We start from the raw sequence: 20,910 nt of genomic DNA on the forward strand, positions 1-20,910 counted from the left end.
AGAGTTTAGCTAACACTCCCTTATTGAAATGGATAGATGCTGACGTAACCGAATATGTAGATTATTTCAACGGAATTGAAGCAAAAATTAATTTGGCCAATAATCTGTAATACTATTCCACCAATGTGGATTCCGAAAAAAGAGGAAAAGCAAGCTGGAAAAAGTAAAAAAATGGAATAAATATAATTGAACACCGCTGGTTTTGCCAGCGGTTTTTTTTTTAAATAAATCCTTTGAGGGATTGAAGCGAAGATTTTAACATGTTCCTAATCACGAGACTTGCTCTTTTAAATTACTGTATAAGATCAAACACTGAAATAAATATTACTATATATTGTTTTTATTTTAAATAAATAAGAAAAAAACATGTTTACAAATTTGAAAATTGTTTTTTTTTTTAAATCGCTTTAAACTAAAAATCCAATATTATGAAAAAACTTAAATTACTTTGTGGAATATTATTCCTCGCGATTGCAGGTTGCCAAGATATTGAAGAAGATAATTTCTTGGATTTAGATTTAAACCCAGTTAGCGTTGTTAATGAGACCTTAAAGTTTCAATCAGTAGAAGATTATGAGTCATTCTTAGGGTCAACTGAAGATTTTGAAATACCTGAATTTTCAAGTTTTAGAATGAATATTGATTGGGAATTTATTTTAAATTCAGAAATTCTTCGCTTGTCTAACTCAGAATATAGAATTAAAGAGTTTGAGGATTCAAAACTTCTTGACATTTTAGATAAAGATGGTTTTATCATAATTGGTGAATATCTGATTTATTTGAATTTTGATGAAGAAAAGGCATACGTGACAAAAAATTTGACTTTGAAAGATCAAATTTCTCAAAAAGAATTGTCGAATGAAGAAATACTTATATTTGATTTTGATGAAGATGTTTTGGAAATTTTATTTGAATCAAGTTATAATCCAATAGAAGTAGAAAGTTCAAATGGAGAGGTAACAGCCATGGATGATCCAAATGCCAGGATTTTAGCATCCTGCCCTGGATTATATCCAATAGGTTCACCATTTCCACCTATGATTGGAGATGGCTGTGATGATAGGAAGTGTGAATGGACAACAATTTATCCTGAGGGAGATTATACATTTAAGGCAGAGGCAATGCATGCTTATCAGGCAGCTGCGATATATTTTAGACTCAAATCTGAAGTATCCCAGTACAGAAGATTGCATCAAAATCCCTACGTTGCTCATGGTGATAGTCCTATGACTATTACTTATTGGGGTACTTTAACTCCGAGAAATCGACAAACAGAAACTCGGAGTGGTTGTTGGGATAGTTGCCAAGGGTGTTGGCCTCCTCCTGCGAATACTCAAAAGATTCAGAAAGTTCACTATGAAGCAGGGAGAAGATTGACCCAATACAATTTATACGGAATTTTTGACGTTTTTCTTGGTGGAGGAAATTATGGATCAGGTTATCTCGATGTCTTTCAATTAGAAAATAGAAATTAAATATGAAAAGGCAAATCTTTCTACTTTCAATTCTATTCCTGACATTCTCGTCTCATGCTCAGGAAAGACTTTCTGTAGGTGTTCAAGGTGGGATTTCGAAGTTAATTTCCAATACCAAAGAATCCTCAAATCATTTGGAAAGTTTCAATGCGGCAGGGTCGATTGACGCTAATGGTGGTGTATTTGGACGGTATTATTTTGCTCCAAATTTGGCGGTAAGAGCTGGTTTTGGAGTGATGGGTATGAGTACAGCCAGAGAGTATTTGAATACAAAATATGGGAGATCCAATAGAGGAGTGAATCCTAGTGTTAACCTGAGTTTGGATAGATTGATCCCCTTTGGTTCAGGTAGTTGGGGACTTTTGGCTTCCTTTGGATTTCAAGGTACTTATCTGGGACAAAATGCAGGAGAAGTAATTAGGAATCAAAGCGAAGAAGGTTATAGGTTGGGGGCTCATTTACAGACAGACTCTGATGGAAATGTTAGTTCAATCTTGGGTCATGATGTTGTCTACGCCACAAGGCAAAACTCCACTTTGCTTCATCTGCGGCCAGAAATCGGTCTTTATAAACAAGTTGGGAAAAATAGATTCTACACTTCTTTTATATATGGGATTGCTTTAGGCGAAGATTTATATGTTAAGGATTACAGATCAATTTCGCTCATGGGAAATTTTTATTCTACGAAGCATAGATTTTCCGGTGACTTTGCCTTATTACAAGTTGGATATGAATTCTTATTTTAAGATAGTTTCTCTAAGCTTAATTTTTGCGGTAAGCGTGGATATTTTGGCCTGAACAACAAAAGCTCATTCCCGAAAACAGCTAAAATTTAGGAGAGTGTCGATGAACAGCTTGTATAGCATAAACAAACCTGCTTCAATAATGGAGCAGGTTTAGGGTCTATCTCGATTTGCCGATGGCTTTTTTTTTGTTAAATAAATCCTTTGAGGGATTGAAGCAAATCTCTTTTGGTCATATAGCCACCTTTTCTCCAGAGAATTTTCCCGTTTTTGAACAGAATAAAATGAGGAATAGACCTTACCCCAAATTGTAGACTGGCCTGGGGATTTTTATCCACGTTCAGTTTGTAGAGCTTGATCTTTCCGCCCAGTTCATGCAGTGTTTCTTCCAGTATAGGTGTCATCGTTTGGCAAGGAGCGCACCAGTCGGCATAGAAGTCTACCAAGACGGCTTCTCCCGGAGATTTTATGATGTCTTTAAATTTCTTCTTCGGCATGTAAGATTAGGTCAATTAAAAAAACCTGCATCCTTTCCGAATGCAGGTTTTTAAATCTTATGATTTTCAAATGTTACTGCTGTCTTGCAGGTATTTCAATTCCCAGCTTTGCCAATACCAATTCAGTGAATTTGTCATCGTCTCTGGTGTACAACAAAACAGGAGCATTTCCGGCAGTTTCAGAGAAAACGTGGGTGTAATTGTTCTCTGCAGCTACTGCATTGATAGCGTTGAATACTTTTTCCTGTACAGGCTCTAACAGTTCCTGAAGCTTTCTTTGGTAAGATGTCTGAGCATCTTGCTCATACTTTTGAACTTCTTGCTGCAACTTCTGAAGCTCCTGCACTTTGGCATTTCTTGCTTCTTCAGTCATAGTTTGAGCAGACTGTTCATAAGTCTGTACTTTTCTTTGGAAATCCTGTGCTTTTGTCTGAATGTTTGTTTGAAGCTGTGACTGGTAATCCTGTATATCGGCACCAATCTGCTCCATCTCAGGCATCAAATCCATGATCAATTCTACATTGGTATACCCAATTTTCAAATCCTGTGCCTGCGCTACAAATCCAATGCAAAACAAAGCAATTGCGGAAAGGACAACTTTTACTTTCATCATTTTTGGTTCTATTTTTAATATTTAATTTTCAATTCCTAATTCCTGAAGAACAAATTCCGAATAATCATGTCGGGGATCTGTATAAATCATTGTCGGCCCGGCCGCTTTGTCAAATAAGACTGCCAACCTAAACCGCTTACAAACTTTATCAATCGCATCAAAAATGATGGACTGTAGGGGCTGCATCAGTTCCAATTGTTTTTGGTAATATTGACCATTGAGGCCAAACACCCTATTATTGAATGCCACCGCTTCTTTTTCCTTTTCCCTGATCGCTTCAACCCGCTCCTGATACATTTCTTCTGTCAACAATACTTCTTCAGCTTTGAGACTTGCTCTCATTTCTTTGATCTCTTGATCCAAATTTTGTGCCTCTTTTTTCCATTCTGCTTTTAAGGCCTCTAATTCATCCTGGACAAGCTTGTAATCAGGATGTTTGTTGAGCAGAAATTCAGAATCAACATAGCCAAATGTCTGAGCCCCTAAATGATGCCCTAAAAACAGGCCATTAAATAGGACGGACAAAATTAACAATTTAAATGATTTCACCATCATTATCTGAATTGCTGACCAATGGTAAAGTGGAACTGGGCACCTGATCTATTTCTTTCACGTGGATCCAAGTCTCCCAGAGAATCAAATCCATAACCCCAGTCTAATCCAAGGAGACCAAATGCCGGCATAAAGATCCTGGCACCTACACCCGCTGACTTTTTCAAGTTAAAGGGATTGTAGTCCGCGTAACTTCCCCAGTTGTTTCCTGCTTCAGCAAATCCTAATACGAATATGGTCGCCGAAGGATTTGGAGAAATCAGGTACCGAAGCTCCATCACGTGCTTATTATAAGCAATACCACCAAATGGCACACCCGAAATTCCTACGTTTCTCTCATACCTTCCAGGTGTAATAGCCTGGTTTTCATATCCTCTCAAACCTATAATTTCCTGTCCGAGAGCGAAGTTGTTGAAGTTCATTCCATCACCCCCCAAAACAAATCTTTCCAGAGGAATCATCCCGATTCTTTCTCCATAGCTACCCAAGAAGCCCATATGGGTTCTTGCGCTGACCACAAGTTTGGTAGAACCAAATACAGGCGTATAAAAAGTAGCATCAAACATCCACTTATGATATTCCAACCATCTAAATCTTTCTTCATCCGGAGACTCTCTGTCGATGTTAGGGTTGAGATTTGCATAAGGCGGCGTAAATGAGGTTGCCAATGAAATATTGGATCCTAATCTAGGGTAAATAGGATTATCTATATTGTTTCTGGCGATTGTATTGTTGAATGTTAAGCTATTGGCCCTACCGGTATTGTAGCTCAATCCGAAGAACTCACCGAACCTGTCGAAGTCATAGACTTGATATTGTAAGGAGTGACTGACCATAAAGTAATCATCAGGCCAGGTTACCCTTTTGGATAACCCTAATGTAGCCCCTGTGATTCTAAAGGCACCCTGAACCGTCGTCATATCTCTGAAATCAATCTGCCTTTGCACAGAGTGATTAAAACTAAAGCTCAATGCATTTGGCTTTTTACCACCAAACCACGGTTCTGTTAAAGAGACACTATAATTCTGGAATGTTCTCCCATTGGCCTGAACCCTTAGAGATAGCTTCTGTCCATCTCCTACAGGCAGTGGTCTCCACTTGGAGAAATCCCCCACATTCTTGATAGAGAAGTTGTTGAATACCAGACCTACAGTTCCTACAAACCCAAAGAATCCACCCCATCCACCTGAGAGTTCGATCTGGTCATTGGGTCTTTCTTCCAGGATGAAAGTGATGTCTACTGTTGCATCCTCGAAATTTGGCCTCATGTCAGGTTCTATCTTTTCCGGATCAAAGTAACCCAGCTGAGAAAGTTCCCTGATAGTTCTTACCAAAAGGCTTCGGTTGAATTTTTGTCCTGGCAAGATCCTGATCTCTCTCATGACCACGTGGTCGGAGGTTCTTTCATTACCTTGAATATTGACAGAATTCACTGTTACCTGAGGACCTTCAAAAATCCGCATTTCAATATCGATGGAATCCCCCTGGACCATTACTTCTACAGGGTCAATGTTAAAGAAAAGATATCCGTCATCTTGATAGAGTGAGCTTACATCATCTCCTTTCTGGGGATCATAATTCAGTCTTTTCTCAAGCTTTTCTTTGTTGTAAACATCTCCTTTGTCAATCCCCAATCTTGCCAGAAGAATTTGATCCTCATGCAGGAAGTTACCAACAAACGAGATATTTCTGTAGTAATACTTTCTTCCCTCTTCCAGGCTGATGGCAACATTGATGGTGTTATCTGAATGCCTGTATGTGGAATCCGCCAAAATTTCAGCATCTCTATAACCTCTGGAATTGTAAAAATTGATCAGATTGTCTTTGTCTTCTCTAAAATCCTTAGCGACGTATTTGGACGCATTAAAGAAATTAAGCTTAAAGTTCTTATTGATATAATTCCTGATTTCTTCTTCTGTGACTGGATTCCTATATACTACCGCTTCTTTGGCTGATTGCGGGGTTGTATTCGTGATTCTGGAAGCCATTTCCCTGAAAAAATGAAGTCTTGGGTGCTCTTTGGTGTTTTTCAGCTTCCCTTTTAACCTCTTGTCGTTGATTTCTTCATTCCCATAGATTTTCACCTCATTGATCTTTACCTTGGATTTTCGGTCAACATCAAATCTGATCTTTACACTATTGGGTAATGTTGTATCTCGCTCCTGAATGACCTTAACTTCTGTATTCAGGAAGCCTTTGTCCACAAAAAATTGTCTGATATTTCTTTGGGATGTGGCCAATACATCATCTCTGACCACCCTTCCTCTGATTTTGATTTTATCTTTGAGTTCACCTTCCTGGGTTTTATTTACTCCGGAAAACTCCACTCTACTGAATCTCGGCCTTTCGGTCAGTTCCAGAAGCAAATAGATATCATCTCCTTCTACTTTGGTAACTAAAATTTTTACATCACCTATGATGCCCTGTCCCCAAAGTCTCTTCAATGCACCTGATATGGCGTCACCAGGAACAGAAATTTCATCATCTACTCTTAATCCGGAAAGAGAAATCACTGCCACTTCATCCAGGGTAGAAAGTCCAACGGCCTTGATTTCGGCAATCCTGAATTTCTGTGGCTTGGAATAATTCAGTTCCAGAATATTTACTGGTCTGGAGCTGGAAAATCTGCTTTGCCCCAGACGGATCTGAGCCTCTGCGAAACCTGCCAAAAACAACAGAAAAAGGATAATCGTACTTCTTTTCATCAACCTTTTGATTTAATTTGAGCACCAGTTTTGCCAAACCTTCTTTCCCTTCTTTGGTAATCGAGAATGGCTTCCACCAAGTGTTCTTTTCTAAAGTCCGGCCACAAAACTTCTGTAAAATAAAGCTCTGTGTATGCCAGTTGCCAGAGGAGAAAATTACTGATCCGCAACTCTCCGCTAGTTCTGATCAGGAGTTCCGGATCAGGAATATTTTTTGTATTCAAATGCGCAGCAATCTGCGCCTGTGTTATTTCTTCAATGTCCAAATGGCCATCGACTACTTTTTTGGCAATGCTTTTTACAGCCTGTTGTATTTCCCACCTTCCCGAATAGCTGAGGGCAAGGTAGACTGTCAGCCCATCATTATTCTTGGTGGTCTCGTAAGCTTCTTGAAGTTTTTCTTGGGCACCCTTCGGTAAACTTGAAATATCGCCGATTGAGGAAAGGGTAATGTTATTTTCCATCATGGTAGGCACTTCCTTTACGATAGAATTTACCAAAATTTCCATCAGCGCTTGGATTTCATCCTGTGGTCTGGACCAGTTTTCTGTAGAAAAAGCATACAGGGTAAGGTACTTTATACCAAGCTCTGTTGCCATTTCAATGGATTCACGGACAGCTGTGAGGGCATTTCTATGACCAAAAACCCTCATTGCCCCTTTCTTCTGGGCCCAACGCCCATTTCCATCCATGATAATCGCAATATGCTGAGGGATATTTTTCCTGTCTAATAATTCCTTCATTCCTTCATTTAAGGATTCAATTCCTTTTTTGGAGGTACAAAAATGCTATTTCTTTTTCAATAATCTAACCTATTGCCCAATTAATTAATAGGCATAGCATTTTACCGAACTGAAGGAATAACTGATCGTAAGACCTAAAAAATAATACCAGTCTTTGTCACTATAATTACCTGTATTATTACCGAATGGCTGACTTGGATTGTTTACATCCTGGTATCTTGGGATACTGGGCTGCGAACCGTCAATCTTATCCAATAAATCTGTAAAAGTAGCTCTAAATCCCAATTCTGCAGCTAATGTCCAACGGTCAGTCAGTCTGTACTTGATCCCCGCTCCAAATGGAATTACAGGTGTAGCCAAGCTATAGTTTCCAGCTTCAGGATCGCCCGCAAAAGATTGACCTTCCGCACTGTAATAGCTCACCCCTAGACCAAAGAAGCCATAAGGTGAAAACCTGAAATATGCCTGAGGATGGGTAAAGTCAAGAAAATGATATTCCATCACTGCGGAAGCCTCCCATATATTGCCTTTAAATCCAGCATCTCGGTAGACTGCCGCTGGATCAATCCTCGTAATACTGTCAGCCGCCGTAATCCTACCATAAGAAAGACCCGCCCGCAATGACCATACATTGTCAAAATTTCGTCTGCCAAATAACGTTCCTTGAAGTCCGATTTTACCCTGATCCAACCTTCTGACTATATCACCGGAATAAGCTGCTATACCTAAACCTCCCCCAAGTTCATACTGTTGGGCTTTAGTTTTAAGAGTCACTACTGATCCAAGCAGAATCAGTAGGAAAGTAGAAATCAGAAATTTGATCTTCTTCAAGACGTTGCAATTTATGAAGTACTAAACGATATAAAAATCAACTCTAGTATTGTCAGGGTTAATTTTTGTTAAGTTTAACAAGCTTTGACCGATTCGAAAACCTAAATTCCAAAACCGGGATAAACATAGACATTTATGAATTAAAAATTTCAATTCCTCATATCAAATCCCCAATTTAATTTTTGCCGGAGGGTATCGAAATAATTGTATTTAGAAAACTTGACCAATTTGGCTGCGAATGGTGCTTTTCTCACCTTAAGCTCAATACTTGCATCTATGGCAGTAGATCTTGAATCCAACGAAATCAAAAACTTCTCAGACCGCCCTTCTATCCTGAAACTGATCTCTGACTCATCTGAAACCACAATAGGCCTCACATTAAGATTATGGGGACTTACAGGCGTAATCACAAAGTTTCTCGCACCGGGCGTAATCAAGGGGCCTCCACAACTGAGTGAATAACCAGTAGAGCCTGTCGGCGTGGCTACAATTAGACCGTCTGCCCAATAACTGTTGAGGTACTGACCATCAATATAGGTATGAACAGTGATCATAGAGGAGGTATCCCTTTTATGGATGGTAAATTCATTTAACGCAAAATTAGCCCCATTAAAAACAGGTCTTGAGGCTTCCATTTCCACCAATGCTCTGGATTCAATCGTAAAATCACCATTAAAAAGGTCTTCCATAGCTGCGGCAATGTTTCCCTTGGCCACGGTAGCCAAAAAACCCAATCTTCCCGTATTAATTCCCAAAACAGGTATCTCCTCGCTGCCTATATATGTCACTGTATCCAAGAGAGTCCCATCCCCTCCGACAGAAAGCATAAAATTTAATTCCGAAGCATGGTTTTTGTCCACGACCGGAAATTTGTTTTTAAACTTACTTTTAGATCTTAATAAGGATTTATTAAATGTTTCTGTAAAAAAAACCCGGGCTCCCCGGTCTGAAATTGAAGTGATCAATTGTTCTATATATGGAATAAACTCATCTTGGAGATTAATCCCATGTATACAAATATTCATGTGCTATGGTTTATATATCCAAAAATCTCAGCAGGTTTCCAATCCTATCCTGTTCTTCACTGACACCCGCTTCTTCTTGGTAGTGATCGATAATCTTATAGCCAAAACGCTCAAGGGTAGCCTTGATATGCCTAAGCTCTGTCTGATCCAATTTGAGGGTAAGCTTGATCTTGCTGTCGTCTAATGGATCATTGGAAATAAAACTACTCAATATTTTGGCATTCTCTGTTTCCACTATCCTCGCAATTTCAAAAAGGCTGTAGTCTGTCATAAACATAGAAAGCACAACAACTGCCCCGTGAGATTGTATGGACAGGGTGTCGGCAAAAGCACCGATAGCGTCTTCCATGGTCACTACACCCATATATTGGTTTTCCCTGTCTATAACTGCTACCATGTTGAGACCATATTCAGAAGCCACCTTTATTACATCATAGATGTGCTTATCCTGATATACAAAACATGCCGGAGAATCAAATTCAAACTCCCCTACATGCATTTCAGGTGTATTGAGTGTATAGATCAAATCGTCGGACAAAAAACCTAAAAACTGACCTTCTTTGACTACTGGCAGAACATTCGTCCTTATCTCTTCCATCCATGAAAGAGCCATTTTGGCTTTGTCATTGATTTTCAATGGTGGGATGAGATTGTTTATGAATTCGTATGCCTGCATGATCTAAATATATTAAATTGATTTTGAATATAAAACTACAAAAGGCAGTCCATAGTTTTGCAGACAAAGTTTAAAACTAGAAAGCCGGGCAAAAAACCCTAACTCATCACCGCTTTTTGGAGTGAAAATTCCATCCAGCCCTTGATAATCTCCAATCCAAATTCCGTTAAATGCGCCTCGGGATGATATTGTATACCCATTATAGGCAGTGTTTTATGAACAAAAGCCATCAGCTCTCCACTTTGTGTTTCTAAAATTCCTTCCAAATCATCCGGAAGATTTTTAAGTATCAGTGAGTGATATCTGGTGACAGAAAATACTTCTGGAAGATTTTGTAATATTTCGTGGCTTTTCCTTTTGAATACCTGATGAACCTTACCATGAACAGGGAATCTCCCTTTTTCCAAGCTTGCACCAAAATACTCGCCTATTGCCTGATGCCCTAGGCATATTCCCAAAACCGGGATTTTACCCGCATAATAATCCAAAATCTCCATTAGGTTTCCCGCAGCAGAAGGTACACCTGGGCCAGGAGAAAGTATGAGTGCTTCCCAGTGATGGACCTTTAATTCATCCAGGGGAATATCGTTTCTTGCTACAAAAAGTTCCTTTCCGAGCTGTCGGAAGTAATCTGCAAGTATGTACGAAAATGAATCGAAATTATCAATCAATAAAACCATCGGAGGTTGACTTAACGATTTGTTGTATGCTGGCAACCGTTTCTTTTATAATCGGAGTATATTGATCCATCGCCCCAATAATGACAGGCGCTATTGGCTGCACGTAAGCATAAGACTTGGATTTTGCTTTCATTTCTTCTGTTAGATTAAATTCAAAAGCATCCGCTATCCAAATAAAAAGACTCAATATGAAGACAGTTTTAACCACCCCCAATACTCCCCCAGCGATGCTGTCAACTGACCCGAAAATTGTAAAGTCCAAGGTTTTTTTAACTAAAAATGCCAACCCTCTGATAATCAAAATAACTCCTAAAAATATCATGATAAATGCCACAAAGGGTAAGGCAAATGTCATATCCTCTACTCTGGAAGCCAAGACCTGAGCACCCCAGTCCATAAAATGAAATGCCAAAACCAAAGCCACAATAAATGCAACTACAGACAGTATACTTATGAAAAAACCCTGCCTGTAGCCGCTGTATGCCCCAAGGATGCAAAAAACCAATATAATGATGTCCAATGCCCCCAATTTGCAAATGATTAGGAAAGAAGTGTTTTTACTTTTGTGGAAATCGCTTTTCCATCAGCTTTTCCTGCCAGTGCCTTAGTAGCAGCACCCATTACTTTACCCATATCTTTGGGTCCCTCAGCACCTGTCTCGGCAATGATTTTTTTCAATTCAGCCTCAAGCTCTTCCTCGCTAAGCTGTTTGGGAAGAAATTCATTGATGATCTCCAGTTCAGCCATTTCCACAGCATAAAGGTCCTCTCTATTTTGCTGCTTATAAATATCAGCTGAATCTTTTCTTTGTTTCGCCGCTTTGGTCAACAGCTTCAATTCTTCCTCTTCGGAAAGCTGTTCCGCAGCACCTCCTTTAGTTTCTTCCAACAAAATCAAGGACTTAATAGCACGTAATGCGCGGAGTCTGTCCTTTTCTTTGGCCAGCATGGCCTTTTTGATTTCACTTTCTACACTTGCCTTTAAACTCATTCTCTTGTTCTTTGTGTTATAGGTGTAAATTTGTCACAAAATTATCTTTTATTTTAGGAACATGACCAAACTAAGTGTAAATATTAACAAAATTGCCACCCTGAGAAATGCCCGAGGTGCAAATAATCCGGATGTAGTAAAAGTTGCTTTGGATGCCGAGAGATTTGGAGCACAGGGGATTACTGTTCATCCCAGACCGGACGAGAGACATATTACAAAACAGGATGTACTGGACTTAGCTCCTGTGGTGACCACAGAATTCAACATTGAAGGGTATCCTGACAAAAGATTTATGGAACTGGTCAAAACTGTAAGACCTGCCCAAGCTACCCTTGTTCCTGACCCACCCAATGCGATCACTTCCAATACAGGCTGGGATACTATTTCGCACAAAGAAATGCTAAAGGATATTGTAGCGGAATTGAAGAGTCATGGAACCAGGGTTTCAATTTTTATCAATCCCGAATCCAAATATTTTGAGCCAGCCAAAGAGACCGGGACAGACAGGGTGGAGCTGTACACGGAACCCTATGCTTCCGGATATCATGAAGACAAGCAAAAGTCCGTGGCTCCATATATTGAAGTGGCACTTCTGGCAAGGGAACTTGGACTGGGGCTGAATGCAGGGCATGATCTCGATCTGAACAATCTCCGGTTTCTCAAAGAAAGTATACCTTTTTTGGAAGAAGTATCCATAGGCCATGCTTTGGTATGTGATGCCCTGTACTTTGGGTTGGAAAATACCATTCAGATGTACAGAAGGCAATTGGAGTTGTAAAAGACAGAGAAAACACGGGTTGTCAAATCAAAGCCAAAAGCAATACTGTAATCAATAGGAGGGAAAAGCCTAAATAAACCATTATTTTGATGTGTTTTTTATGCTTTTCCTCTTCTTTTTTCCAGGCCTTTAGTTCGTCGAATTTACTGTTGGCTTCCTTGGCAGAAACTTTTTTGTGGGGGGCATACGGGTTGTCTTTCAATCCCGGTCTGGCAATCCTGAGATCACGGTTTTGCTTGAATGATTCTTTTCCCTGCCCTGAAAAACCTATTCCACCTGTCATTATTTCTAAATTAAAACCTCCTTGCTAATTTAGTTGATTGGTTTAAACCATGCAAGCCCTATTATAAAATTTGAATGGAACGTTTAATAATTTTAATATTTTAAAGTGTTATTATCGAATTTATAAATAGGAAAAATATAAAAATTAATTTAAATATTTACTTTTGAAATCAAAGGGGAAGACCTGTTTCATAATCAACAGGCAATACCAACAGAACAGGATTCACTTTTCATAACAGTGGTTACTGTCAAAAGGATTGTAAAAGAAGTAAACGAGACATTGTTTGGTTTTACTTATTATACTAGAGACCATAGGGCTGTAATGTTGCAAAAATGACCTTTTTCTAAATCTTTGTTTTTTCTGAGTTATTAAAATTGACATTTACAGAAAGGGAATGACATCTGCAGACCCGTCATTCTGAGTGAGGAACGAACGAAGAATCTCCTGCACTCAAGTCAAAGAGACCCTTCGTTTCACTCAGGGTGACGTGTCGTTCCTATTTATGTCAATGGCAGTCAATCCCGATAAAGGTGGGTAGAATATCTAATAGTATCTTAGATATCTATAAATATAGGAATTGACCCAGAATCTGGTTTTTGTTTCTTTGTTGTTAAATTTTAGGATTTACAACATGAGATCCAATTAATCCAAAAACCTCCACTTACTTTTAAAGTCCCTCGGTATATCTTCATTCATCCTAGCTCGTAGTAGCTCGATAGGGGTATAGTTTTGTGTGATGAAAAAATCATGAAATTCCTTTTCAGTCATCTTACCTCCTCCTACCATTTCATTTCTCAAGCTATACACCTGTAAGCCTCCGATCATGTATGCCAGTTGATAAAGAGGTCCGTAACTTCCTTCGAATGATCTTCTAACCTCCGCTTCTGCATTGGCTCTTTCGTGACCTACCGCATCTACCAAATAATCTATACATTGCTGAGGAGTCCATCTTTCCAGGTGGTAATTGAGAGAAAAGACAATCCTTGCTGCTCTGTGCATTCTCCAGAACAACATACCGATTCTGTCCTCTGCATTTCTCGGAAAATCTTTATTCCACAGATTGAACTCCCAATACAAGGTCCATCCTTCCACCCAAAATGGAGTGTTGAAAACCCGTCTATGTGGGAAGTGTCTTTGGTTCATGAATTGTTGCAGGTGATGTCCCGGGATCAGCTCATGCTGCACTGTGGCCCTGGAAAAATGCGGGTTGTTGCCACGCATACTCATCATTTTTTCATCGTGCGTCATCGTGGAGGTAGGGTAAGAGATGATGATTGTTTCTCCTCCCAAAAAGAAAGGACTTACTTTTTGTCTTTCTGCTGACATCATGGTAGTTCTCCAGGTTTCTTTTGCCATATCAGGAATGGTTAAAAGATCTCTTGCTTCAAGAAAATCTATGGCCTCTTCTGCCATTTCTCCAACCATCTGCGGCCACTCTCCAGCAGGGACATAGGAATTTTTCACATGTTCCAAGGCAGCTTTCCAGTCTTTTCCATACCCCAACTCCTCAGATGCTTTGATCATTTCAGCTTCACACCAGGCATACTGTTTTTCACCTTCCTTCAACAATTCCTCGGCTGTGTATGGGATCATGTTGTAAGAAAGCTCTTTTTCGATAGCCAGTTTTCCGACAGGTTTCCCAATAATGCCTGATCCGTCATCTTTTACTACAGTATTTTCAAAGTGTTCTTTCAAAAAAGCCCCATAAGCCTTTAAGGTTTCATTCATGCTCTCCATGGGTTTTTTCATCCACCAGGTAAACTCGGGGTCATAATCATAATAAAAGTTATAGGCTTCCTCTGTGCTTCTTCTCAGTGCTTCTACGGTATTGGAGGCCAATTCGGCTTTTTGCCAAGAATTGAAAGGCTTCACTTTTTTCATGGCTTCCCATTTTGACTTGATGGCGTTTTCTGTTTGTGCAAACCTGGCGGCGATTTCCTGTGAGTTGGGCTTTATGCCCATTCTTCTGGTTTGGTAAAACTTCTCAAGCTCACCTTTGAAGTCCACTACATTTTTTACTTCTTTAAATTCCTCATAGCTTAACCCATGAAAAAAAAGCTCTTTTTCCAAGTGATTTTTGAATAGCTGATAATCCATTTTACCGTCCAAAGTGTAGCTGTCATAGGGCATTTTTTCCAAGGCATCCAGCCAGTCTTTGTATAGTTTTTCGAAACGTTGGAAGTATTCATCAGACAGGGGATTGTTGTATTTTCTTGCAAGTGCGCTCCTGTCTGCTTGGTAGCTGCTGATGGCCGGATAGAGCTCGGAGGCCAAGATGGTGCAGGGAATGGCAATGCTTAAGATGAAAAGAAGTAGAATTTGTTTCATTGTAGTAGTTTTTAGGATTTTAATATCCCTGAAAATTTCAGGAAAGACTAATAGTGGGTTGATAAAAGGTTGGCTTGTATTGATGGATGGTGATAAAATCAATGGATTTTGGTGTGAAAACTCTAAGTACAGGTTAAAAGGACACTAGAAATATCGCGAGTGTAAGTACAAAAGAGAGTTTTTTCAGAAATTTCTTTCGTAGAAGTTTTTGGAAGGGGGGGTATTCGATTAAATAATTGTTTTACATGAATATCCGCTTTCTTACCAGTAGAACCTAAATAATGGAACAAACCTATGATTTCTAGCTAATATCAATAAATATCCAATATCTATTAGTATCGGATTGATCTAGGCCCTTATTTAAATTGGTTAGTGGTATAATTGCGGATATACATATTGTTTTAAATTCAACAGAATGCTTTTAAGAAATCGAAAATAGGATTAAAAAAATAATCATCCCTGCAAATTTAAAAAATATTTTTAGATTTGCAGGGATGATTGAGCGATTAATACATACGGAATTTGAGTTTTCAGTTTCCAATTTTCCAGTGACGGGTATAATTGGTCCAAGACAAGTGGGTAAAACTACATTGGTAAAAACATTTACCTACAAGAAGTCTTTTCTTTATCTGGACTTGGAGAAATTGTCTGACCTGAATAAGTTAAATGATCCAGAACTCTTTTTATCATCCATACCTGATCATACCATCATCTTGGACGAGATTCAGCACAAACCGGAATTATTTCCTTTAATTCGGTCATTAGTTGATGAAAATCGTATTCCAGGGAGATTTATCATTCTTGGGTCTGCCTCACCAGTACTTCTAAAGCAGTCCTCAGAAAGTCTTGCAGGTAGAATCAATTATATTGAATTGTACCCCTTGAACTTACTAGAGTTAGACGGACGGCTATCCATAGAAAGCTTATGGGTCAATGGTGGGTTTCCAGAACCAGCTTTGAGTGATAGCAAGAAATTCATCCAAAGCTGGTATAGGAGCTTTATCAATAGTTACATCCAAAGGGATTTGCCTTCTCTTGGTCTTCCTGCGGATCCCAGTGTGAGCCGGCAATTGATGATGATGATGGCCTCTTTGAATGGTGCAACCCTCAATTATAGTATGCTGGGAAAATCACTTGGCTTGAGTTTGCCTACAGTCAAGACCTACTTGAGCTTCTTTATCAATGCATTCTTGCTAACGGAACTCCCTGCTTGGTATGTAAATGTGAAAAAGCGTCTCATAAAGTCTCCAAAAATCTACTTTCGGGATACTGGAATGTTACATTATCTCTTAGGTATCAGCAATAGAGATTCACTTTTTGGGAATATTATAGTGGGGACATCTTGGGAAACCTTTGTTATCCACCAGGTAAAGTCAGTATTGAATATTGATGATGAAATCTATTACTACCGCACTCAAGATGGTGCTGAAATTGATCTGCTGATCAGAAGGGATAATCAGTGGCTGGCTGCCGCTGAAATCAAACTCAGTTTTTCCCCCAAACTGACCAAAGGGAGTTACCTGGCCATGGAGGATCTGGGTATAAAAAAACTTTTCATCATAAGCCCGGTAGAAGATCGATATTTCTACGAGCCAAATGTAGAAGTACTAGGAGTCAAAGCGTTTCTTTTAGAAATAAGTAGTAGCTCATGAAAAAGCAGCAAAGAAAAATTTCTGATAAGGAATGGCTGGAAAGAGATGCCAAAATCAAAAAGAGGGGAGATATAACTCTTGCCGTTCTGTCACTTTTATTTGGGTTTATGTTATTATGCTTTACTGCTTATTACCGTCTAGTTATCGCACCTTTAAGGCATTCAAATAGTATTCATGGTTATCAATACTGGATTTATATTTTCTCTCTTGCAACTTCGGGAATAGCCCTGTTATTTAATGGGCTGATGAAAATCGGGGATATCCGAAGGAAGTACTTTTAGCAGAAGAGCTATTAATCATGAACAGGCTAAGGTCTTCTTCGATTTTTTCATTGATATGACATTTTTGACCTGTATTCTTTTGGAGTTTCTCCCTGAGCTTTTTTGAAAGCTCTATTGAAATATGACAGGTTTTGAAAGCCACAATGATAGGCAATCTGCGAAATGGTCCAATCACTTTCCTGAAGGAGTTGGCAAGCCTGGTGTATTCTCACTTGTGTCAAAAATTCAGTGAAGGTTTTACCTGTTCTTTCTTTGAAAAATCTGCAAAATGCCTCCTTGCTTAAATTGGCAACCTCGGCCACTTCCTGAAGACCAATAGCGTTTTGGCTTTGGGACAAAATGTAAGACATAACCTGTCCCATACGTTTGCCTTCTGTTTCCGTATAGTCCTTTTGTGGGACCAATTTGTTCAAGCCTTGCAGTGAGTTCCCCTCCTGAAGGGCCTGAAGGACATGAAGCGCTGCGAGAATTTTTCCCAGACCTTGATAATCCTTAAAGTCTTCCATAATTTCCAATATACTTTCTTTGGTTTTTCCAAGTACCTTAAAGCTGCCTTTGGTCTGTTGTAGCCAATGGTGAAGCCCCGCAAACTCTTCCACTTCCAAAAGCCCCTTTCCCAATGCTTCAAAGTCAAAGAACAATGTATTGCCTAAAGACTGTTTGTCGGTATCAGGATCAAAAAATTCAGCATCTGAGCGGAATACATGCGGCATGTTAGCTGACAATAAATATAGGTCTCCCTTTTCAAACCTCCCTAAATAATCTCCAACCATCAATTGCCCTTTCCCTTCCTTGATCCAGGTCAGCTGCCATTGCGGGTGTTGATGCAACTTATCATAAAAATGCTTGCCGGCATCTACTTGAAATCGAACAAATTCTTTGTTGGATTTTGGTATCTGGAATGAAATAATTTTCTTCATGGCTAGGGAACTCTAATTTAAACCAGCTAATTACTTGAATTCATGTAGCCGATTTATAATCTCTTTTAATTTATGATATAATATTAATTATTTTAAGGCTATAAAATCAAAGTATGATCAATACAGTGCTATTATATACTAATCTGGTACAGGTAAGCAGGTGAATAAGCCTCTACCTTTGACCAAAAAAACTCAAACTATGAACTGGCAAGGCGTATTTCCGGCAGTCACTACTAAGTTTCATCAAGATGGGAGCTTGGATATGGACATGTTTTTTAAAAATTTAGATGCTCAACTCGATTCAGGGGTGCATGGAATCATTTTAGGAGGCACTTTAGGTGAATCTTCGGTATTGTCACTGGACGAAAAAATCCAATTGACCACAGAGGCCATAAGTTACATAAATGGAAGGGTTCCCGTCATTTTGAATATCGCAGAAGGCGCTACAAAAGATGCAATATTTTGGGCTGAAAAGGGCAGAGAGCTTGGCGTTTCTGGTCTGATGCTATTACCTCCTATGCGGTATGCTGCTGACCATAGGGAAGTAGTCACTTATTTTAAAGCTGTAGCCAATAGTACCGACCTACCCATCATGATCTACAACAACCCTGTGGATTATAAGACTTTAGTGACTATATCCATGTTTGATGAATTGGCCGCATGTGAAAACATCCAAGCCATCAAAGAATCCACAAGGGATATTTCCAATGTGACACGCATGCGCAACCGCTTTGGAGATCGGTACAAAATTCTATGTGGAGTGGACACCTTGGCCATGGAGGAATTGGTAATGGGTGCAGACGGCTGGGTAGCAGGCTTGGTTTGTGCTTTCCCCAAAGAAACAGTTGCTATTTTCAATTTTGTCAAGGCTGGAAAATACGAAGAAGCCTTACAAATTTACCGTTGGTTTCTGCCTCTTTTAGAATTAGACATTCACCCTAAGCTGGTTCAATACATCAAATTGGCCGAGCAAATGGCCGGAATTGGAACCGAATGGGTCAGAGCACCGCGATTGACTTTGGTAGGAGAAGAGAGAGTAAAAGTTGAAAATATCATTAAGAGAGGTTTGGAGCATAGGCCTAAACTTTAAGATATTAAGTTGATATTGATGGGTATTAATTTCATGATATTGACTAACTGGAATTTTGTTCTTGAAAATATGGTAGAAATATGCCTTCGGCGAAATAAATGGAAATATGATTATACACCACTTTGCCAGCAACATCCAAAAATTAATGTTTGCATTAGTTCAATATCAACTTGTATCTAAATATCAATTAATATCGAAATGAAAAAAAACCAGCTATAAACTATCCTACTGGTATCATTCCGTATATATATACATTTATTAGATACGCACGGTGAGATATTGCTATTTTATTTTAATTTATCCTGAATCGCTCTGCTCTTGGGACCTTCGCCCCGAATCATTTCATTCTCGGGATCTTCGACTAAGCTCCGGTTTCTACCATATTTCAACTATATATCAATTGTATTTCAATCATATTTCTACCGTATTTCCAGCATATTTTAATAACTTAAAGCCTTTATTACCATAAATCTTAAACCTAAACAACCATGAACTACGACCAAATATTCCAATCCGCCCATGATGCTTTTTTGCACTTCAAAAATGTTTCAGGAAAGGAAAAAGGTGAATTTTTAAAAAGGATCGCTGAAGGAATCGAGGCCGAAAAATCGACTTTAATCCCCATGGCTTCTGGGGAATCCAACTTGCCTGAAGGTAGAATTACCGGAGAACTGGGTAGAACTGTCGGTCAAATTCGACTATTTGCCACTTTGGTAGAAGAAGGATCTTGGTTAGAAGCTGTAATAGACCATGCTGATCCAGATAGAACCCCTGCTCCTAAGCCTGATTTACGGAGATTTCTGACACCCATAGGGCCTGTTGTGGTTTTTGGAGCAAGTAATTTTCCTTTGGCATTTTCTACCGCTGGCGGGGATACGATTTCCGCTTTGGCAGCAGGATGTCCCGTTGTATACAAAGGCCACCCAGCGCATCCAGACACCTCCAAATTGGTAGGACAGATCATCCAAAAAGCTGCCATAGATTCCGGATTGCCCGTAGGATTATTTACCCATGTAGAAGGAGGAATAGCCGAAGGTCAAGCTTTGGTGAAACACCCTTTGGCTAAAGCAGTGGCATTTACGGGATCATTTACAGGTGGAAAAGCCTTATTTGACCTTGCTAATCAAAGAGAAGAACCGATCCCTGTTTTTGCAGAAATGGGCTCTGTCAATCCAATCATTACTTTTAAAAAGAAGCTTGCAAACAACTTAGAAGTTTTAGCCAAGCAATTTGTCGGTTCTCTGACACTCGGAGCGGGACAGTTTTGTACCAACCCCGGATTAATCATGGTACCCAGCGCGCATGCAGAGGATTTTGCTGAGGCTGTAAAAAAAGAATTGGAAGAAATCGCAGCAGCTCCAATGTTGCACGAGGGAATAGCAGAGGCTTACTATAAATCGTTGGAGAGCATGAAGGAGCGCAAAGAACTCGATTGGGTACAGGTAGCTGAGGCAAAAGACCTGATCAAAGCCTATCCTGCTTTGGCCAAAATCAAGGCTACAGACTGGCTAGAGGATGATCATTTTCAGCAAGAAGTATTCGGTTCATTTGCCCTGATGGTGGTCTATGAAAATTTCAATGACCTCTTTGCCATTGCGCAGAGGCTTCATGGTCAATTGACCATCACCCTTTGGGGGGAAGAAGAAGAGTTGGCCAATAAAATCGATTTGATCAATCAGTTGGAAGAAAAGTGCGGCAGGTTATTATTCAAAGGAGTGCCAACCGGAGTAGAAGTAGGACATGCCATGCAACACGGAGGTCCCTTTCCATCTACCACCGATAGTAGATTCACATCTGTTGGCTCCTATGCTATCAAGAGATTCGCTCGACCGATTGCATTCCAGGACATGCCAGCTACCCTCCTTCCTGACGCGCTGATGGAAGACAATCCCTTGGGGATTTGGAGAATGGTGGATGGGGAATTCAAAAAATAGAAATGAAGTATACCTTCGGTGAAATAAAGTAGAAATATAGCTTCGCTGAAATATATTGAAATAGATATTGATGGATATTTGCAGTGCGATATTTGTGGATATTGACCCTCACCT

The 20,910-nt window shown here is 39.5% G+C and carries 21 protein-coding genes; 7 read left to right on the plus strand and 14 right to left on the minus strand.

What is annotated here, in order from left to right:
* Window positions 1-428: 428 nt before the first annotated feature.
* Window positions 429-1,475 carry a hypothetical protein gene (locus tag A33Q_RS06805; RefSeq protein WP_009035559.1) on the plus strand — a complete coding sequence of 349 codons (1,047 nt, stop codon included), beginning with the start codon at window positions 429-431 and terminating at the stop codon, window positions 1,473-1,475.
* A gap of 2 nt (window positions 1,476-1,477) precedes the next feature.
* Window positions 1,478-2,221 carry a hypothetical protein gene (locus tag A33Q_RS06810; protein WP_009035560.1) on the plus strand — a complete coding sequence of 248 codons (744 nt, stop codon included), beginning with the start codon at window positions 1,478-1,480 and terminating at the stop codon, window positions 2,219-2,221.
* A gap of 188 nt (window positions 2,222-2,409) precedes the next feature.
* Here A33Q_RS06810 and trxA read toward each other — a convergent pair whose 3' ends face one another.
* From trxA to A33Q_RS06865, 11 genes are all read right to left on the minus strand, one after another.
* Window positions 2,410-2,715: a thioredoxin gene (trxA, locus tag A33Q_RS06815; RefSeq protein WP_009035561.1), complete on the minus strand. Its 306-nt coding sequence runs from the start codon at window positions 2,713-2,715 to the stop codon at window positions 2,410-2,412.
* A gap of 73 nt (window positions 2,716-2,788) precedes the next feature.
* Window positions 2,789-3,328 carry an OmpH family outer membrane protein gene (locus A33Q_RS06820; RefSeq protein ID WP_009035562.1) on the minus strand — a complete coding sequence of 180 codons (540 nt, stop codon included), beginning with the start codon at window positions 3,326-3,328 and terminating at the stop codon, window positions 2,789-2,791.
* Window positions 3,329-3,349: 21 nt separating this feature from the next.
* Window positions 3,350-3,880, minus strand: a complete 531-nt coding sequence (locus tag A33Q_RS06825; RefSeq protein ID WP_040490183.1) for an OmpH family outer membrane protein — start codon at window positions 3,878-3,880, stop codon at window positions 3,350-3,352.
* 2 nt (window positions 3,881-3,882) lie between these two features.
* Window positions 3,883-6,585 carry a BamA/OMP85 family outer membrane protein gene (locus tag A33Q_RS06830; RefSeq protein WP_009035564.1) on the minus strand — a complete coding sequence of 901 codons (2,703 nt, stop codon included), beginning with the start codon at window positions 6,583-6,585 and terminating at the stop codon, window positions 3,883-3,885.
* The gene (locus tag A33Q_RS06835) at window positions 6,585-7,328 is read right to left on the minus strand and encodes an isoprenyl transferase (protein WP_009035565.1); all 744 of its coding nucleotides are present in this window, start codon (window positions 7,326-7,328) and stop codon (window positions 6,585-6,587) included. Before A33Q_RS06835 ends, A33Q_RS06830 begins: the two co-directional genes overlap by 1 nt.
* 84 nt (window positions 7,329-7,412) lie before the next feature.
* On the minus strand, window positions 7,413-8,159 hold the full coding sequence (porG, locus tag A33Q_RS06840; protein ID WP_009035566.1) for a type IX secretion system protein PorG: 747 nt from the start codon (window positions 8,157-8,159) through the stop codon (window positions 7,413-7,415).
* 149 nt (window positions 8,160-8,308) lie between these two features.
* Window positions 8,309-9,184 carry an NAD kinase gene (locus A33Q_RS06845; protein WP_009035567.1) on the minus strand — a complete coding sequence of 292 codons (876 nt, stop codon included), beginning with the start codon at window positions 9,182-9,184 and terminating at the stop codon, window positions 8,309-8,311.
* Window positions 9,185-9,194: 10 nt separating this feature from the next.
* Complete coding sequence (locus A33Q_RS06850; RefSeq protein ID WP_009035568.1) at window positions 9,195-9,860, minus strand: CBS domain-containing protein; 666 nt, start codon at window positions 9,858-9,860, stop codon at window positions 9,195-9,197.
* Between the two features lie 98 nt (window positions 9,861-9,958).
* The gene (locus tag A33Q_RS06855) at window positions 9,959-10,540 is read right to left on the minus strand and encodes an anthranilate synthase component II (RefSeq protein WP_009035569.1); all 582 of its coding nucleotides are present in this window, start codon (window positions 10,538-10,540) and stop codon (window positions 9,959-9,961) included.
* Window positions 10,524-11,060: a CvpA family protein gene (locus tag A33Q_RS06860; RefSeq protein WP_016254829.1), complete on the minus strand. Its 537-nt coding sequence runs from the start codon at window positions 11,058-11,060 to the stop codon at window positions 10,524-10,526. The genes A33Q_RS06855 and A33Q_RS06860 overlap by 17 nt, the downstream gene beginning before the upstream one ends.
* Before the next feature lie 20 nt (window positions 11,061-11,080).
* Complete coding sequence (locus A33Q_RS06865; RefSeq protein ID WP_009035571.1) at window positions 11,081-11,530, minus strand: GatB/YqeY domain-containing protein; 450 nt, start codon at window positions 11,528-11,530, stop codon at window positions 11,081-11,083.
* 61 nt (window positions 11,531-11,591) lie between these two features.
* On the opposite strand from A33Q_RS06865, the gene A33Q_RS06870 reads away from it, so the two are divergent.
* Complete coding sequence (locus A33Q_RS06870; RefSeq protein ID WP_009035572.1) at window positions 11,592-12,308, plus strand: pyridoxine 5'-phosphate synthase; 717 nt, start codon at window positions 11,592-11,594, stop codon at window positions 12,306-12,308.
* A gap of 22 nt (window positions 12,309-12,330) precedes the next feature.
* On the opposite strand, the gene A33Q_RS06875 is transcribed toward A33Q_RS06870, so the two are convergent.
* Both A33Q_RS06875 and A33Q_RS06880 read right to left on the minus strand, forming a co-directional pair.
* Complete coding sequence (locus A33Q_RS06875) at window positions 12,331-12,591, minus strand: hypothetical protein (protein WP_009035573.1); 261 nt, start codon at window positions 12,589-12,591, stop codon at window positions 12,331-12,333.
* Window positions 12,592-13,233: 642 nt separating this feature from the next.
* The gene (locus A33Q_RS06880; protein ID WP_009035574.1) at window positions 13,234-14,919 is read right to left on the minus strand and encodes a DUF885 family protein; all 1,686 of its coding nucleotides are present in this window, start codon (window positions 14,917-14,919) and stop codon (window positions 13,234-13,236) included.
* A gap of 494 nt (window positions 14,920-15,413) precedes the next feature.
* On the opposite strand from A33Q_RS06880, the gene A33Q_RS06885 reads away from it, so the two are divergent.
* Both A33Q_RS06885 and A33Q_RS06890 read left to right on the plus strand, forming a co-directional pair.
* On the plus strand, window positions 15,414-16,571 hold the full coding sequence (locus A33Q_RS06885; protein ID WP_009035575.1) for an ATP-binding protein: 1,158 nt from the start codon (window positions 15,414-15,416) through the stop codon (window positions 16,569-16,571).
* Window positions 16,568-16,852, plus strand: a complete 285-nt coding sequence (locus A33Q_RS06890) for a hypothetical protein (RefSeq protein WP_009035576.1) — start codon at window positions 16,568-16,570, stop codon at window positions 16,850-16,852. The genes A33Q_RS06885 and A33Q_RS06890 overlap by 4 nt, the downstream gene beginning before the upstream one ends.
* Before the next feature lie 47 nt (window positions 16,853-16,899).
* On the opposite strand, the gene A33Q_RS06895 is transcribed toward A33Q_RS06890, so the two are convergent.
* On the minus strand, window positions 16,900-17,772 hold the full coding sequence (locus A33Q_RS06895; protein WP_009035577.1) for an AraC family transcriptional regulator: 873 nt from the start codon (window positions 17,770-17,772) through the stop codon (window positions 16,900-16,902).
* A 199-nt stretch (window positions 17,773-17,971) separates the two neighbouring features.
* Between A33Q_RS06895 and A33Q_RS06900 the strand changes: the two genes are divergently transcribed.
* Both A33Q_RS06900 and A33Q_RS06905 read left to right on the plus strand, forming a co-directional pair.
* Window positions 17,972-18,862, plus strand: a complete 891-nt coding sequence (locus A33Q_RS06900; RefSeq protein ID WP_009035578.1) for a dihydrodipicolinate synthase family protein — start codon at window positions 17,972-17,974, stop codon at window positions 18,860-18,862.
* A gap of 488 nt (window positions 18,863-19,350) precedes the next feature.
* Window positions 19,351-20,796: an aldehyde dehydrogenase (NADP(+)) gene (locus A33Q_RS06905; RefSeq protein WP_009035579.1), complete on the plus strand. Its 1,446-nt coding sequence runs from the start codon at window positions 19,351-19,353 to the stop codon at window positions 20,794-20,796.
* Window positions 20,797-20,910 lie beyond the last annotated feature (114 nt).

This window comes from Indibacter alkaliphilus LW1, assembly GCF_000295935.2.
GTDB classification, from domain to species: Bacteria; Bacteroidota; Bacteroidia; order Cytophagales; family Cyclobacteriaceae; genus Indibacter; species Indibacter alkaliphilus.